This window comes from Telluria sp. ZT3P39 (assembly GCF_059685935.1).
In genome coordinates, this window is sequence record NZ_JCASIH010000019.1 from 43,727 (window position 1) to 59,522 (window position 15,796).

The window sequence follows — 15,796 nt, forward strand, 5'->3', positions numbered from 1 at the left end:
GAAGGCTCTATAGCCAGGGCAAGGGCGAGACCGCCTCCTGCGGAAGTCCCCAGCGTGGATCGTAATCGATTTTGGCCAAATACAGGCCGTCCGGCATGAAGGTGGGCGCGGCCACGTCGCGCGAGCGGCTGGCCAGCACCTCGGCCATCCACTCCGGCTTGTGGCGCCCGGTGCCTACATACACCAGCGAGCCGACGATGTTGCGCACCATGTGGTGCAGGAAGGCGCTGGCGCGCACGGTGAAGACGATCACGTCGCCGTAGCGCTGGATACCGACTTCGTGCATCAGCTTGACCGGGGTATTGGCCTGGCAGCTGGCCGCGCGGAAGGCCGAAAAATCGTGTTCGCCGACCAGGTGGCGCGCCGCCTCGCGCATGGCGTCCAGGTCGAGCGGGCGGAATACCCACCCTGCCCGGCCGGCCAGCAGCGCCGACGGGGTCGGATGGTTGTAGAGCACGTAGTGATAGGTACGCGAGCGCGCCGAGAAGCGCGCGTGGAATTCCAGGCCGTCCAGCTCCGGCTGGGTTTCATGGGCCCAGCGCACCGCGATCGAATCGGGCAGGAAGGTGTTCACGCCGCGCACCCAGCTCTGGGTGGCGCGGTCGAGTTCCGTGTCGAAGTGGATGACCTGCTCGAGGCCGTGCACGCCGGCGTCGGTGCGGCCGGCGCAGGTCGTGGCCAGCGGCGTGCAGGCGAACTTCTCGAGTGCGATCTCGAGCCGGTCCTGGACGGTGTTCCGGTCGGGCTGTTTCTGGTAACCGTTCCAGCCCGTGCCGACGTACTGGAGACCTAGTGCGATGCGCCTCACGCGAGCAGGGTGCGCATCGAGCTGGCCTTGCTCACCTGTTCGCTGTTGCCACCCTTGATGACTTCATCGAGCAGCTCGCGCGCGCCTTCCTTGTCGCCGATTTCCTGGTAGGCGATGGCGAGATCAAGCTTGGTTTCCATTTCCATGTGCTCGGGCGACATCGCACCCGGCGCCAGCGCCTCGCCCGGCTCAGGCAAATCGGCATCGGCCACCGCCGGCTGACTCGTTGCCGGCAGGTCGAGGTCGATGTCGGTCAAGTCGAAGGATGGCGCGGCCTCGGCGGGTGCCGCCATCGGCATGTCCGGCAGCGCGAACGGATCTTCATCGGATGCGAACTGCTGGCCGAAGGCCTGCGGCGCTACGCGTGGCTGCTCGGCGGCCGGTGGCGCGTCGAATTCGAAAGGTTCGACGTGAGCCTCGGTCGGCGCCGGTGCCGCCTGGGCATAGTCGGACGGGCTGCCGAAGTCCATGGTATCGAGGTCGAACAGCGGATCGTCCGCCACCCCGGAGCTTGCAGGCGTGGCGACGATGGCAGGCAGCTCGTCGTGGAAAGGCGTGGCCTCGGCGACCGCCGCCGGCGCGGCCGGCGTGGCGGGCAGGCCGAAGTCCATCATGTCGAGGTCGAACAGCGGATCCTGGTTGGCAGCCGGTGCAGCGGAAGGCGCAGCCATCGGCACCTCGTCCTCGGTGACGGCAGGCAGCGGCGGCAGGTCGAAGTCGGCGGCCAGGCCGGCCAGGTCGACATCCATGCCCGGCGCGTTGCTCGAAGCCTGGGCCGCTTGCGCCTGCGGCGCATCCGGCTCGCCGAAGCTCATGTCGAAGGCGAGGTCAAAGGGTTCTTCCGACGCCGGGGCCGGGGCCGCGGTGATGTCGGCCGGGGTAACGGGATCGAGCGCGAAATCGAGGTCGGGCACGGCAGTCTCGTCCTGCTCCGGCGAATACGGTCCGCCCATCGCGATCGGCTCGCTGCTGCTCACCGGCTCGAAGCTCAGGCCGCCCAGGTCGAAGTCGAGCGCATTGTCGTCGGCGCGCTGCTCGGCGACGTTGCTTGCTGCCGGCACTGCCGTTGCATCCTGGTCGTGGTCCATCGCGGCATAAGCCGCACCACCGGCCAGTGCGCCGGCAGCCGCGCCGGCACCAAACGCCGAGCCCGGGCCGCCGCTGCGGAAGGCGTCTTCCAGCTGCTGCGAGAGCAGCGACTGCTGGTCGCGTTCCTGGGGGCTCGGCACGTGCGCCACGGGCGCTGCGCCGCTGGCGCTGGCATACAGCGGGTTGGATGGGTCGATGCTCTGGCCCAGCGCCACCGCCTGCGCCCATTCGTCGCCCTGCCCGCGCGTGATGCCAAACAGTTCGCTGGCCTGGGCTTCAAACGCGCGCGTGTCCTTGCGCGCGGCATAGATCTCGAGCAGCTTGAGGCGCACCGCATGGCGCTCCGGATGGTTGCGCAGGGCTTCCTTCAGGATTTCTTCGGCCTGGGCGTCGCGGCCATAGGCGATATACACGTCGGCTTCGGCGACCGGGTCGACTTCATTGGTGTCGAGCTGCGAAGCCGAAGGCGCGAAGCTCGAGTTGAACACGCTGTTGCTGGTATCGACGCTCTGGCCGCCCGCTTCCGCGAACAGCGAGTGCGCGGCCTTGGTGGGCACGCCCAGCACCGAGGGCTCGGCGTCCAGGATGCGTTCGTTGTCTTTCTTTTTCTTGCGGCGCGACAGGCCGAAGGCTCCGAGCAGCAGCACGGCGGCGCCGGCGGCGACCAGGTTGATGTTGTCCATCAGCGTGTCAGCCAGGGTCTTTTCCTCAGGCTTGGCTTTTTTCTTCGGCTTGGCCACGGCCTTGTCGGCCGGCTTCGGCGCAGGCACAGGCGTGGTTTCTGCGATCTTGCCGGCCGCGGCGCCTGCCGCTGCTCCGGCGGCGCCGGCTGCCGCGGCATTCTGGGTGTCGGTCCCGGTACGGCTCTTCACCGTCATCAGCGTTTCCAGTTCGCTGACGTTGCGTTCGAGTTCCGTGACCCTGGCCTGGGCCTGGGCCAGTTCGCGTTCGCGTGCGATGCGGTCTTCGGCGCTGGCGGTGGCGCCTGCGGCGCCGGCCGCGGCCTGGGTCGCCTTCGACAGGCGCAGCTGGTCCTGCGATTCGTTGGCCGCGGTCGGGCGTTCCTCGACCTTGGCGGTGATCTTGCCGGTCGCGCTCTGGCCTGCCTGCGGGGTGCGCTGAGGCGCGGCGCTGGCCACCTGGCCGGCGAGCTTGTTACGGTAGGCGTTGAAATCGGCGGCGTGGGCGACGACGACGGCATTGGCCTCGCCCTCGCCGCCGCCGCGCAGTGCGCCGGCATCCGGCACGGACAGGATCTGACCCGACTTCAGGCGGTTCATGTTGTTGCCGATGAAGGCATCCGGATTGGCGCGGTAGAGCGACACCAGCATCATGTCGAGCGAGATGTCGGCGGGTTTCAGCCTGGTCGCGATCTTGCTCAGGGTGTCGCCCTGGCGCACGCGATAGCTCGACGGCGCATCGACGGCCGGCGCGGCGCGCGGGCTCGGGGCTGCCGTCTCGCGGCGCGGCTCCTGCACCGGGGCCGGCTGCGCCGTCGCCGCGCGCGGCTGGGCCGCAGCAGCGGCAGGCGCCGTGGCGGCTGCCGGGCGCGGGGCCTCGGCGGCGACCTGGGCCGGCTGGGTGGTGCGCAGTTCGGCCGGGTCGAGCAGGAAGGTGTATTCGCGTACCAGGCGGCCGTTATTCCAGGACAGCTCGAGCAGCATGTCGACGAAGGGCTCGTTGAGCGGCTGGGTCGAGCTCACGCGGATGATCTGGCGGCCGGCGCGGGTCTCGACGTTGAAGCGCAGCGACAGCAGCGCCGGATTGAATTCGATATTGGCCGCGCGGAAGGCTTCCGGCGAGGCCAGTTTCACTGCCAGGCTGGACGCATCTTCGCCCGCCGTGGTCGTCAGTTCGATCTCGGCGCGCAGCGGCTGGCCGAGGGCCGACAGCACCGACAGCTTGCCGAGGCCGGCAGCCGAGGCGGCAGGCGACAGGAGCACGGCACTGGCGACTGCCGCGGTGACTGTTTTCAGCGCAAACGCCATGAGCGCAGGACGGTGAGGAAGGTGCATAATTGGCAGTGAAATAGTTGGCTCTGGGCAAGAAAGTCCCCGGGAGTCTCAACATATCATCATGCTCTGGAGCATGCAAGCTCTCCGCGCACAACTCCTTCCCGTGAGAGGGGAAGTGTGGCCAGATTGGCGGAAAAACCCGCCACCGATGATGTTCCAATACGGTCCCGCGACAAGGCCGCGGAACCCGGCACGGGCGCATGGCTGCGCCCGCCTGCTTCTACATCATTTGTCGAGCACGATGCGCAGCATGCGGCGCAGCGGTTCGGCCGCGCCCCACAGCAGCTGGTCGCCGACGGTGAAGGCCGACAGGTAGTCGCCGCCCATCGACATCTTGCGCAGGCGTCCCACGGGAATCGTCAGGCGACCGGTGACTGCAGCCGGCGACAGCTCGCGCATCGAGGCTTCGCGCGTGTTCGGCACCACCTTCACCCACTGGTTGTGCGAGGCGATGATGTCGTTGATCTCGTCGAGCGGCACGTCGCGGGTGAGCTTGATGGTCAGCGCCTGCGAATGGCAGCGCATGGCGCCGATGCGCACGCACAGGCCGTCCACCGGAATCGCGCGCGAGCCAAAACCTTCGCCGCGGCCGAGGATCTTGTTGGTCTCGGCGCCGGCCTTCCATTCTTCTTTCGACTGGCCGTTGCCCAGGTCCTTGTCGATCCACGGGATCAGGTTGCCGGCCAGCGGCACGCCGAACTGCTTCGTCTCTTCGCTTGACAAGCCATGCTGGGTCGCCAGCACGGTGCGGTCGATCTCGAGGATGGCCGAGGCCGGGTTGTCCAGCAGCGGCTTGACGGCGCCGTTGATGGTGCCGAACTGGGTCAGCAGCTCGCGCATGTGCTGGGCGCCGCCGCCGGACGCCGCCTGGTAGGTCATGGACGTCATCCACTCGACCAGGCCCTGCTCGAACAGGCCGCCCAGGCCGATCAGCATGCAGGACACCGTGCAGTTGCCGCCAATGTAGTTTTTCACGCCGCGCGCCATGGCGTTCTTGATCACGTCCTTGTTGACCGGATCGAGCACGATGACCGCGTCTTCGTTCATGCGCAGGGTCGAGGCGGCGTCGATCCAGTAGCCGTTCCAGCCGCTGGCGCGCAGCTGCGGGAAGACTTCGCTGGTGTAGTCGCCGCCCTGGCAGGAGATGATGATCTCGCACTTGCCCAGTTCAGCGATGTCGCTGGCGCTTTTCAAGGTGGTTTCGTTCTTCGCCATGGCTGGCGCGGCGCCACCCGGGTTCGAGGTGGTGAAGAACACCGGCTCGATGTGGTCGAAATCGCCCTCTTCCTGCATGCGCTGCATCAGGACCGAACCCACCATGCCGCGCCAACCTACCAGGCCTACTAAAGTCATTGTCTTCTCTCAGGTATCAAAATTTGCGAATATTTTACTGGAGGGCGGCGACCACCGCAGCGCCCATCTCGCGGGTGCTGACCCGCTTGGTGCCGGCCTCGTAAATATCGGGAGTGCGCAGGCCCTGGGCCAGCACGCGCTTGACGGCGGCCTCGATGCGCTCGGCCTGCTCGACGCGCCCAAAAGTAAAGCGCAGCATCATCGCGGCAGACAGGATGGTCGCCAGCGGATTGGCCACGCCCTTGCCCGCGATGTCCGGCGCCGAACCGTGCGAGGGCTCGTACAGGCCCTTGTTGTTCGCATCGAGCGAAGCCGAGGGCAGCATGCCGATCGAACCGGTCAGCATGGCGGCGCAATCGGACAGGATGTCGCCGAACATGTTGCCGGTGACGAGGACGTCGAATTTCTTCGGTGCGCGCACCAGTTGCATGGCCGCGTTATCGACATACATGTGTTCGAGCTCGACGTCCGCGTATTCCTTGTGGACCTCGGTGACGATATCGCGCCAGAACTGGAAGGTTTCCAGCACATTGGCCTTGTCGACGCTGGTCACGCGGCGACTCCGTTTGCGCGCGGCCTGGAAGGCGACGTGGGCGATGCGGCGGATCTCGCCTTCGGCATAGCGCATGGTGTCGAAGCCTTCGCGCTGGCCCTTGAACGGGCCGTCGGGGCATTCGCGCACGCCGCGCGGCTTGCCGAAATAGATGTCGCCGGTGAGCTCGCGGATGATCAGGATGTCCAGGCCCGACACCACCTCGGGCCTCAATGTGGAGGCGCCTGCAAGCTCCGGATACAGGATGGCCGGGCGCAGGTTGGCGAACAGACCAAGTTCCTTGCGCAATCCGAGGATGGCCTGCTCCGGGCGCAGCGCGCGCTCGAGCGAATCGTACCGGTAGTCGCCCACCGCGCCGAACAGCACCGCGTCGGCCTGTTTCGCCAGCTTCAAGGTGCCTTCCGGCAGCGGATGGCCGTGGGCCGCGTAGCCGGCGCCGCCGACCTGCGCCGTCTCCATCTCGAACGGTTCGCCAAGGGCATCGAGCACCTTGACCGCTTCGTTCATGATCTCGGGGCCGATGCCGTCACCCGGCAGGATTGCGATTTTCATGCAGTCTCTTTCAGATGGTGTTGGCCAGCCAGGGCTGGGCCGCGAGGTGACTCTGCTCGAACGTGCGGATCTCGTCGGCATGGCGCAGGGTCAGGCCGATGTCGTCCAGGCCGTTCAGCAGGCAGTATTTGCGGAAGTCGTCGATGGCAAAGCCATACGACAGGCTGCCGTCCTTCGAGCCAATGCGTTGCTGCTCCAGGTCGACGACCAGGCTGAAACCCGGTGTGCGCTCCACCGCCCGGAACAAGTCCTCGACCGCGTCTTCCGCCAGCACGATCGGCAGCAGGCCGCTCTTGTAGCAGTTGTTGAAGAAGATGTCGGCGAAGCTCGGCGCGACGATGGCGCGAAAACCGTACTGCTGCAGGGCCCAGGGCGCGTGCTCGCGCGAGGAGCCGCAGCCGAAGTTCTTGCGCGCCAGCAGGATCGAGGCGCCGGCATAGCGCGGCTGGTTCAGCACGAAGTCCGGGTTGAGCGGACGGTTGCTACAGTCCTGGCCCGGCTCGCCGTGGTCGAGGTAGCGCCACTCGTCGAACAAATTGGGGCCGAAGCCGGTGCGGCGGATCGACTTCAGGAACTGCTTCGGGATGATGGCGTCGGTATCGACATTGGCGCGGTCCAGCGGCGCTACCAGTCCTTCGTGTACGGTGAATTTGTCCATCTGCCTTGCCTTATCGTGCCCCCCTTGCGGGTAGATTGACTTATTTGCCGCCGGCGCCGGTGACGACCTGGCCGACCTTCTGCACATCGCGGCCGAAGCCCGAGATGGTGTTGCAGCCGGTGAGGACAAAGGCGGCGAGTGCTGCGAGAGCGATGACTTTTTTCATGATGATCCTGTGGTTCGATAGAACGGTTAAAACGGTATTAACGTATCAAAGTGCGCGTACGTCGACAAAGTGGCCAGCGATTCCTGCGGCAGCCGCCATCGCGGGCGAGACCAGGTGGGTGCGGCCGCCCTGCCCCTGGCGTCCCTCGAAATTGCGGTTAGAGGTCGAGGCGCAGCGCTCGCCCGGCTCGAGCCGGTCGGCGTTCATGGCCAGGCACATCGAGCAGCCTGGCTCGCGCCACTCGAAACCGGCGTCCAGGAAGATGCGGTCCAGCCCTTCGCGCTCGGCCTGCTCTTTCACCAGGCCCGAGCCCGGCACCACCATCGCCAGCTTGACGCTGGCGGCGCGCCGGCGGCCGCGCACGACGTCGGCTGCCGCGCGCAGGTCTTCGATGCGCGAATTGGTGCAGGAGCCGATGAAGACCTTGTCGATCGCAATCTGCCCGATCGGGGTGTTCGGCGCCAGGTCCATGTAGGCCAGCGCCTTTTCCATCGCGCCGCGGCGCACGGCGTCCGCTTCCAGGCCCGGGTCGGGCACGCGGCCGTCGATCGAGGTGACCATCTCGGGCGAGGTGCCCCAGGTGACCTGCGGGCGAATCCCGGAGGCATCCAGGGTGACGACGGTATCAAAACGAGCGCCTTCGTCCGAGTGGAGGGTGCGCCAGTAGGCGACGGCCTGCTCCCATTGCGCGGCATTGGGCGAGAACGGGCGGCCTTTCACGTATTGAATCGTGGTGTCGTCCACCGCGACCATGCCGGCGCGGGCGCCCGCTTCGATTGCCATGTTACAGACCGTCATGCGGCCTTCCATCGACAGCGCGCGGATGGTGGAGCCGCCGAATTCGATGGCGTAGCCCGTGCCGCCGGCGGTGCCGATTTTGCCGATCACGGCCAGCACAATGTCCTTGGCGGTGACACCCGGCGGCAGATCGCCGTCGACCTGCACCAGCATCGCCTTCGATTTCTTGGCCAGCAGGGTTTGCGTGGCCAGCACGTGCTCGACTTCCGAAGTGCCGATGCCGTGGGCCAGGCAGCCGAAGGCGCCGTGGGTCGAGGTATGCGAATCGCCGCAGACCACGGTCATGCCGGGCAAGGTGGCGCCCTGCTCCGGCCCGATCACGTGGACGATGCCCTGGCGCTTGTCGTTCATGTTGAAATACGTCAGCCCGAAGCTCCGGGCGTTGGCGTCGAGGGTCTCGACCTGCAGGCGCGAAGTCGCATCCAGGATGCCCTGGGCACGGTCGGTGGTCGGCACGTTGTGGTCGGCCACCGCCAGGCTGCTTGATGCGCGCCATAGTCCCCGTCCCGCTTCGCGCAGGCCTTCGAAGGCCTGGGGGCTGGTCACTTCGTGTACCAGGTGGCGGTCGATGTAGAGGACGGTGGTGCCGTCAGGGTCGGCACGCACGACATGCGAATCCCAGAGTTTGTCGTAGAGCGTTTTTTGCATGGTCAATCCGTAAGCGCGCACCGCTTGCGCGGAGCCGGATTTTGATTATGCCATAATTGTGCAGTGCCGCACCAAGAGGGGACGGCGCATTTTTCTGCCAATCAACGTGAACTCATACAAATATAATTTGCATAGACAAGTCAATATGCAAATAAAAAAAGCCTGCGCGGCTTGCACAGGCTTTTGTATGCGCTTTTGTCACGCTAGGCACGGATAGTGCGTATTGCGCACTGCACCGTAGGGTGGTCGGCTCTGCCGACCGCGCGTTCAACCGGCTGAAGATTTGCCGCGACGCTGTTCAAACGTGATTTGAACGCGCGGTCGGCGAAGCCGACCGCCCTACGCGGCCAGTCGTACGTTGCTGCGGCACCCATCCATCAGGAAGGACAGCCCCACCACCAGCACCAGCTCGCCCTCGGCCGAACGGGCGGTACCGGTGATGCCTTCGACGGACAGCGCCGTCATCGGCTTGATCACCAGGTCGGCCGTGCCATCGACCGCTTCCACCGCCAGGATATATGGCTGCGGTGCGTTGATGACGATGCCGACGCGTTCCGAGCAGGCTTCGTAGCCCAGCGCCATGGCGAGGGAACGCACCGGCAGCGGGCGGCCCTGGTCTTTCAGCACCGGGGCGCCGCCGACGCACTGGAACTCTTCCGGCAGCTCGACCACGCGCTCGACGACGGCCATCGGCAGCGCCAGCGAGGCGCTCGAGGTCGACACCAGCATGGTCGGGACGATCGACAGTTCGATCGGCAGGCGGATCGCGAACTTGGTGCCGTTGCCCAGCGAGGAATCGATGCGGATCGCGCCGCGGTTCTTTTCCACCGCCGTTTTCACGACATCCATGCCCACGCCGCGGCCCGAGACGGACGACGCGACTTCTTTCGTCGAGAAGCCCGGCAGGAACACGAGCTGATAAGCGTCTTCGTCGCTCTGGGCGCCGTTCTCGCCGATCAGGCCCTTGTCGATAGCCTTCTTGCGCAGCTTGATCGGGTCCATGCCCTTGCCGTCATCCTGCAGCACGATCATGACGCTGTTGGCTTCCTGCCAGGCTTTCAGCAAGATGAAGGCCTTGGCCGGCTTGCCGTTGGCGACACGCTCTTCCGGCGACTCGACACCGTGGTCGAGCGCATTGCGCAGCATGTGCACCAGCGGATCGTACAGGCTGTCCACCACGACGCGGTCGACTTCCGTCTCGGCGCCTTCGATGGTCAGCTCGACGTCCTTGCCGAGGTCCTTGGCCAGCTCGCGCACCAGGCGCGGGAATTTCTGGAACAGGCGGCCCACCGGCTGCATGCGGGTCGCCAGCGTGGCGCGCTGCAGTTCGGCCGAATAGCGCGAGGCGCGTTCCAGCGTTTCGGTCAGCGTGGCCATCAGGGCGGCGGCCGGACCTTCGAACTTGAACTGCTGCAGGCGCTCGAGCAGTACGGCGGCCTGGTTGGCGGCCTGCACCGATTCGCCCGCCACTTCCAGCAGCGCGTCGAGCTTGACCGCATCGATACGGATGCTTTCGTCTTTCGCAGGCGCGGCGGCGGCACGTGCATCGGCCACCTTGTCGCTGCGGCGATCGACGCCATCCCAGCCGCCCGCGCGTGCCGGCGCTGCGGCTTCGGCCGGGGCGGCGGCAGGCGCCGCATCGGCGCTCGAACCGGCGGCGATGGCGGCGCCGGCCGGCACCACGGCGTTGTACATGGCGGTCCAGTCCAGGCCATCGTCGCCCACGGGAGCTGCGGCGGGGGCCGCCACTACCGGCACGGCAGCGGCAGGCGCCGGTGCGGCGGCAGCCTTGCCTTCGATCGCATCCGTCAAGATGCGCTCGAGGGCGGCCGGCATTTGCGCCAGGCCTTCCGGCGGCGTGCCGTTGTTCAGGTCATTGAGCTGGTCGGCCACGAAGCCCGAGGCTTCCAGCGCCGCTTCGATCGCCAGCGGCGTGACCGGCGCCTGGCCGGTACGCAAGGCGTCGAACAGGTTTTCGGTCAGGTGGCAGGCGGCGACCAGCGCGGGCAGGCCCATGAAACCGGCGCCGCCCTTGATGGTGTGGAAGGAGCGGAACACCGCATTGAGCGTTTCCTTGTTATCCGGATCGCGTTCGAGGCGCAGCAAATGTTCTTCAACATTTACTGCAAGGTCCATCGCCTCGACGACGAAGTCCTTGAGCATATCGTCCATTAGAACCCCAGATCGGCGAGAAGGTCGTCAACGTTGTCCTGATTCAGTGCCGAATCCGGCACTGACGGGCCCGACATCAGCGGCGCCGGTGGCGGCGGCGCTTCTTTCTTGGCCAGCTTTTCCTTGAGGTCGGCCGGCGCGTGGTCGCGCAGCAGCTGCGCCAGTTCCTGCTCGACCGTCTGGGTGATCTTGACCACTTTCTTGATCAGCTGGCCGGTGATGTCCTGGAAGTCCTGGGCCATCATGATCTCCAGCAGGCGCGCCTTTTCGGCTTCGGTCGCTTCGTTCACGACGGTGGCGAACTGGCGCGAGTCGCCGGCCAGGGCCTTGAATTCGTCCAGGCTCAGCTTGCCCGCATACAGGTCGGCCCAGCGCGTTTCCATGTCCTTGGCCTGCTTCGACAGCAGGTCCTGGGCCGGCATGCCGTCGTCCAGGGTATTGAGCACCTTGTTGGCGGCCTGTTCGGTCAGGGTGGCGACGTATTCCAGACGGTCCTGGGCGTCGACTATGGCCGACGAGGCTTCGGTCAGCGCCTTGTCGTAGCCCAGTTCGCGCAGCGAATCGTGCAGCAGGCGCACGATGCCGCCGAGGCGTTCGAACATGCCGCTGTTTTCGCCGTCGGCGGCGGAGACGCTCGCGGCGCCGGCCGGGGCCGGGGCCGGCGCCGCCGGTGCGGCGGCTACGGGAGCGGCGCTGGAGGCCACCTGGTCGAACAGCGACTCGAGGTCGTCTTCGTCAATGGCGGGAGCGGCGGCGGCAGGCGCCGGGGCGGCAGCAGGCGCGCTGGCGCGCTGGGCCGCCACTTCCTCGAATAGTGCGTCGAAATCGTCAGCGGCGTCAGTCATAATCCCTGCTTCTCCATGGTGTTTGGTTCGCGATGTGCGTGTGCGTCGGTGTGTGCTGCGGCCATCCGGTCCGCGCGAAGGCGCGATGTGACAGATGGTGAGAGTCTGCACGGGAGTGTAGCAGCGTGGTTGCCGTAGGTAAATGTCGGCGAAAGCAACGCAACAAAATGGACAAGGAATCTTAATTCCGCGACAATCAAAATGCACGATTCCTGAGTGTTTACACAAGCTTGGTGTTGTTTTTCGTAATCGCGATCCTTTGTTTCCCGCATGTTGTCGTGCGCCGAGGAGGCGGCCTGATGTTTGATCGAGCTCAACAGTTTGCGTTCCCGCAATAGCCGCCACGTCCCGGACAGCCCAGAATGGCGTGGCCATTGGAGGAGTCAACCATGTATCGCAAAATCCTGATCGCTACCGACGGTTCGGCCGTGTCGCAGCACACGGCCTGCGCCGGTGTCAAATTCGCGCAACAGATGGGCGCCGAAGTGCTGGCCCTGTTCGTCGCGCCCGATTACCAGTATCCCGTGTACGTGGAGATCATTCCGCCGTCCTACCCCAGCGAAGAAGAATACATCGCCCAGATGCGCCGCCTGGGCGAGGAATACATGGGCAAGATCATGCGCTCGGCCGAAAATGCCGGCCTCAAGCATGCGTGCATGACCGCCTTCTCCGATACCGCGGCCCTCAAGATCGTCGACGTCGCCGAACAGGAAGGCTGCGACCTGATCTTCATGGGCTCGCACGGCCGCAGCGGCTGGGGCCAGCTGCTGCTGGGCAGCGTCACCAACAAGGTCTTGTCGCACACGGCCAAGCCGGTGCTGGTGCACCGCCTGATCAGCGAGCCGGCCGCCACATGACGGCCGCCGCATGCCCCCCGCTGCCGGCGCCAACCTGTCAGATCTGCTTCGATGACAATTTGTCTTGTAATTCCGTGTTAGCCTTCGCTCGTTACTATCGCTTCCCGCTAGAAGGGTGATTTATGATCCGAATTGTCATTGCCGACGACCACACCATCATGCGCGAGGGCCTCAAGCGCATCCTCGACGGCGCGCCCGATATCGAGATTGCCGGTGAGGCCACCAATGGCTTCGAAGTGCTGGCCCAGGTGCGCCAGGGCGGCTTCGACCTGCTGCTGCTCGATTTGTCGATGCCGGGACGCAGCGGGGTCGACCTGATCCGCCAGGTGCGCAGCGAAGCGCCCAAGCTGGCGGTTCTGATCCTGACCATGCACGAAGAAGAGCAATACGCGGTGCGCGCGATCCGCGCCGGCGCCCAGGGCTACCTGACTAAAGAGAGCGCGGGCACGCAACTGGTGGGGGCGATCCGCAAGGTGGCCTCGGGGCGCCCTTATATTAGTACCGAGGTGGCCGAGCAGTTGGCGCTGAACATCATGGCGCCGAATGAACAATTGCTCCATAAACAGCTGTCAGACCGCGAATTCGAGGTATTTTCGCTACTCGTCGGCGGAAAGTCGATCACGGAAATCGCGAACGGCCTGCACCTGTCGGTCAAGACCGTCAGCACCCACAAGACCCGCATCATGCAAAAAATGGGCATGACGTCCTTGTCGGAAATGGTGCAATACGCGGTCGCCCACCGCCTGCTTTCACCAATGAAAGCGTAGGACAAACAGCTTTAGACAAGCGGCTGCGGTGTTTGTGCCACTCTCTGGCGCAAACCGTCGCCTGCTCCCCGCCCTTGCCCTCCCCCGCATTTCCTGTTCCAGCCCTGTCTCTCCCTCTGGCGCCGCCGTCGAGCGTCAGACGATTCCTACAAAGCCGTCATCCCTCCTACCTACAGATTCAGTAGCCGCTGATATGCGTGCCGGACTCGTGTTGGCATACTGAATTCAACGTTTCGACTTGCCTGCGATCCAAGTCCCAGCGTGAGCCAGCCTGCGGTGCGGTCCGCCTCTACAGTGCCGGTTGGGTCTCCGCCCTGTGGTCGCCGCCTGAAACCCAAGATTTTTCACCTGGAGATGAGCATGCAGTCCCAGCCAACGTCAGAACAACGCAACGTCAACACGCCCACCCTGCATTCGCCCATGGAAGCCGGCCGCCAGCGCCAGGGACGTCTCTGGTCCAACCTCAAGGAAGTCTGCGACCTGCTGCGCATCCCCGCCAGCGTATCGGTCACCTCGGAAGAACTGCTGTTCCAGCACGTGCAATTCAAGACCGGCCAGCGCGTTCACACCATCGGCCAGGCCTTCGACACCCTCTACATCGTCAACTCGGGCTTCCTCAAGACCGTGCTCATCGACGAGTTCGGCAACGAGCAGGTGCTCAGCTTCCCCATGAAGGGCGACATGCTCGGCGTCGACGGCATCCATACCCGCCACTACGCCTCCGAAGCCGTCGCGCTGTCGGACTGCGACCTGATCCTGCTGCCGTTCAAGAAGCTCACCGCCCTCGGCCGCGTGCACGCCGAACTCGAAAACATGATGTACGGCGTCATGAGCCGCGAACTGGTGCGCGAGCAGACCATGATCGGCATGCTCGGCGCCCTGTCGGCCGAAGCCCGGGTGGCCCGCTTCCTGGTCTCGCTGGCCGACCGCTTCGCCGCGATGGGCTACTCCAGCAAACTGTTCAACCTGCGCATGACCCGCCACGAGATCGGCAGCTACCTGGGCCTGACCCTGGAAACGGTCAGCCGCACGCTGTCGGCCTTCAACGAAATCGGCCTGATCACCGTCGACCAGCGCACCATCGGCATCAAGGACGCCGAAGCGCTCAAGACCCTGCGCCGCCTGCCGCCATCGCGCTCGCGCACCAAGGGTGCGGCCAAGAAGGCCGAGCTCGACCAGGCCGGCGACAGCCAGGTGCTCGCCACTGCCTGAACCTCCGCCACAAATAGAAAGGCCGGCTCCTTCACAGGTGCCGGCCTTTTTTTGTAGGGTGGGCGGGTTTCCCGCCCGCGCGTTCAAGGATCGGTGGAGCAGAGGCGGACGAACGGGCATCTCTAGCTCTGATTGAACGCGCGGGCGGGAGGACCCGCCCACCCTACCTATTACTGGTCGCGCGCCAGCACGCCATTGTTCACGCGCACGCGGTCGCCCTGGCGGAAGCCCGGGTCGTTTTCATACTGCAGGGTCTGGGTGCCGCCGTTCGCGTAGCGCACCACGACCTCGAAGCGCTGTGCCTTGTTCATGTTGCGCTCGATGCTGCGGCCAGCCAGGCCGCCAGCCACCGCGCCGGCCACCGAGGCTGCCGTACGGCCGCTGCCGCTGCCGACCTGGTTGCCCAGCAGGCCGCCGACCACGGCGCCGCCGACGGTGCCCAGGTAGTTGCCGTTACCCGACACTTCGATCACGTTGACCGCTTCCACGGTGGCGCAATTGCTGCAATAACGCGCCACGCGGGCCTGCTCGCCGCGGGTTTCCATCAGCAGTGGACGGGCCAGCACCGAGGTCGTGTAGCGGCCGTTGGCGCGGATGGTCGCGGTGACGCGGCTGCTCGGGGTGACGGCGTCGCGGTTGCGCACCGTGTAGATGGCTTCGTATTCGCCCGGGCGCACTTCCGGCAGGAAGAACACGCCGCGGGTGCCGGCGATCGCCACTTCGACGCGTGCGCCGGGGGTGCCGACCACCATGAAGCGCAGCTCGTTGCCTGGGCCGAGGTCCGGTGCGCCCTGCACGTCGAAGCGCTGGATCACCAGGTTCGAGGCGATCTGGCCGCGGCGCTCGCCCCGCTGGGCGTTCGATGCGAGCACCGATTCGCTCAGCAGGCTGGTGGCGACCTGGTTACCCAGGCGCAGGTTGGCGGTGACGCCGCTGCTGGCACTGATGCGGTCGCGGGTGCCGATGGTATAGGTGCCGGTGTACTGGCCCGGCTCGACTTCGGTCAGGTTCAGGTTGCGCGTGGCGCCGTCGATGCGCAGCATGGCGTTGCCGCCCGGGCTGCCGTACAGGTCGAAATGCAGCTCGACGCCCGGCGTCAGGCGGCGCACTTCTTCCACGTTGAAACCATTGATGACGGGGCCGTAGGCGCGGCGGTCGCGGCTGTCGCGGCTGTCGCGGACATCGCGGTCCTGGTATTGCTGGGCCTGGGCAGCGGCGCCGCCCAGGGCGACGGGGCCGAGCGCCACGATGGTGGCGAAGACGGCTTGTAGCAGATTACGACATTGCATGGTATTTCCTCCGT

13 protein-coding genes are annotated in these 15,796 nt (G+C 65.8%); 3 read left to right on the plus strand and 10 right to left on the minus strand.

Annotated features, from left to right (window positions below):
- Positions 1 to 7: 7 nt before the first annotated feature.
- The 9 genes from truA to AC56LR_RS16615 all read right to left on the minus strand — a co-directional run bounded on the left by truA (position 8) and on the right by AC56LR_RS16615 (position 11,657).
- Positions 8 to 808, minus strand: a complete 801-nt coding sequence (gene truA / locus AC56LR_RS16575) for a tRNA pseudouridine(38-40) synthase TruA (RefSeq protein ID WP_497131921.1) — start codon at positions 806 to 808, stop codon at positions 8 to 10.
- Positions 805 to 3,912: a motility hub landmark protein FimV gene (locus AC56LR_RS16580; RefSeq protein WP_497131922.1), complete on the minus strand. Its 3,108-nt coding sequence runs from the start codon at positions 3,910 to 3,912 to the stop codon at positions 805 to 807. Before AC56LR_RS16580 ends, truA begins: the two co-directional genes overlap by 4 nt.
- 225 nt (positions 3,913 to 4,137) lie before the next feature.
- Positions 4,138 to 5,265: an aspartate-semialdehyde dehydrogenase gene (asd, locus tag AC56LR_RS16585; RefSeq protein ID WP_497131923.1), complete on the minus strand. Its 1,128-nt coding sequence runs from the start codon at positions 5,263 to 5,265 to the stop codon at positions 4,138 to 4,140.
- A gap of 34 nt (positions 5,266 to 5,299) precedes the next feature.
- Complete coding sequence (gene leuB / locus AC56LR_RS16590; RefSeq protein ID WP_497131924.1) at positions 5,300 to 6,370, minus strand: 3-isopropylmalate dehydrogenase; 1,071 nt, start codon at positions 6,368 to 6,370, stop codon at positions 5,300 to 5,302.
- Between the two features lie 10 nt (positions 6,371 to 6,380).
- The gene (leuD, locus tag AC56LR_RS16595; RefSeq protein ID WP_497131925.1) at positions 6,381 to 7,028 is read right to left on the minus strand and encodes a 3-isopropylmalate dehydratase small subunit; all 648 of its coding nucleotides are present in this window, start codon (positions 7,026 to 7,028) and stop codon (positions 6,381 to 6,383) included.
- A 40-nt stretch (positions 7,029 to 7,068) separates the two neighbouring features.
- Complete coding sequence (locus AC56LR_RS16600; protein ID WP_497131926.1) at positions 7,069 to 7,194, minus strand: entericidin A/B family lipoprotein; 126 nt, start codon at positions 7,192 to 7,194, stop codon at positions 7,069 to 7,071.
- 45 nt (positions 7,195 to 7,239) lie between these two features.
- Entirely contained in the window at positions 7,240 to 8,640 is a 1,401-nt protein-coding gene (leuC, locus tag AC56LR_RS16605) for a 3-isopropylmalate dehydratase large subunit (RefSeq protein WP_497131927.1), read from the minus strand.
- A 339-nt stretch (positions 8,641 to 8,979) separates the two neighbouring features.
- Positions 8,980 to 10,812 carry a chemotaxis protein CheA gene (locus AC56LR_RS16610; protein WP_497131928.1) on the minus strand — a complete coding sequence of 611 codons (1,833 nt, stop codon included), beginning with the start codon at positions 10,810 to 10,812 and terminating at the stop codon, positions 8,980 to 8,982.
- The gene (locus AC56LR_RS16615) at positions 10,812 to 11,657 is read right to left on the minus strand and encodes a protein phosphatase CheZ (protein WP_497131929.1); all 846 of its coding nucleotides are present in this window, start codon (positions 11,655 to 11,657) and stop codon (positions 10,812 to 10,814) included. Before AC56LR_RS16615 ends, AC56LR_RS16610 begins: the two co-directional genes overlap by 1 nt.
- Positions 11,658 to 12,046: 389 nt before the next feature.
- Between AC56LR_RS16615 and AC56LR_RS16620 the strand changes: the two genes are divergently transcribed.
- From AC56LR_RS16620 to AC56LR_RS16630, 3 genes are all read left to right on the plus strand, one after another.
- Complete coding sequence (locus tag AC56LR_RS16620) at positions 12,047 to 12,514, plus strand: universal stress protein (protein ID WP_497131930.1); 468 nt, start codon at positions 12,047 to 12,049, stop codon at positions 12,512 to 12,514.
- 122 nt (positions 12,515 to 12,636) lie between these two features.
- Positions 12,637 to 13,281, plus strand: a complete 645-nt coding sequence (locus tag AC56LR_RS16625) for a response regulator (protein WP_497131931.1) — start codon at positions 12,637 to 12,639, stop codon at positions 13,279 to 13,281.
- A 420-nt stretch (positions 13,282 to 13,701) separates the two neighbouring features.
- Entirely contained in the window at positions 13,702 to 14,493 is a 792-nt protein-coding gene (locus AC56LR_RS16630) for a Crp/Fnr family transcriptional regulator (protein ID WP_489873594.1), read from the plus strand.
- Positions 14,494 to 14,663: 170 nt separating this feature from the next.
- Here the strand turns inward: AC56LR_RS16630 and AC56LR_RS16635 are convergent, their stop codons facing one another.
- Positions 14,664 to 15,782 carry a glycine zipper 2TM domain-containing protein gene (locus AC56LR_RS16635; RefSeq protein ID WP_497131932.1) on the minus strand — a complete coding sequence of 373 codons (1,119 nt, stop codon included), beginning with the start codon at positions 15,780 to 15,782 and terminating at the stop codon, positions 14,664 to 14,666.
- Positions 15,783 to 15,796: the final 14 nt, after the last annotated feature.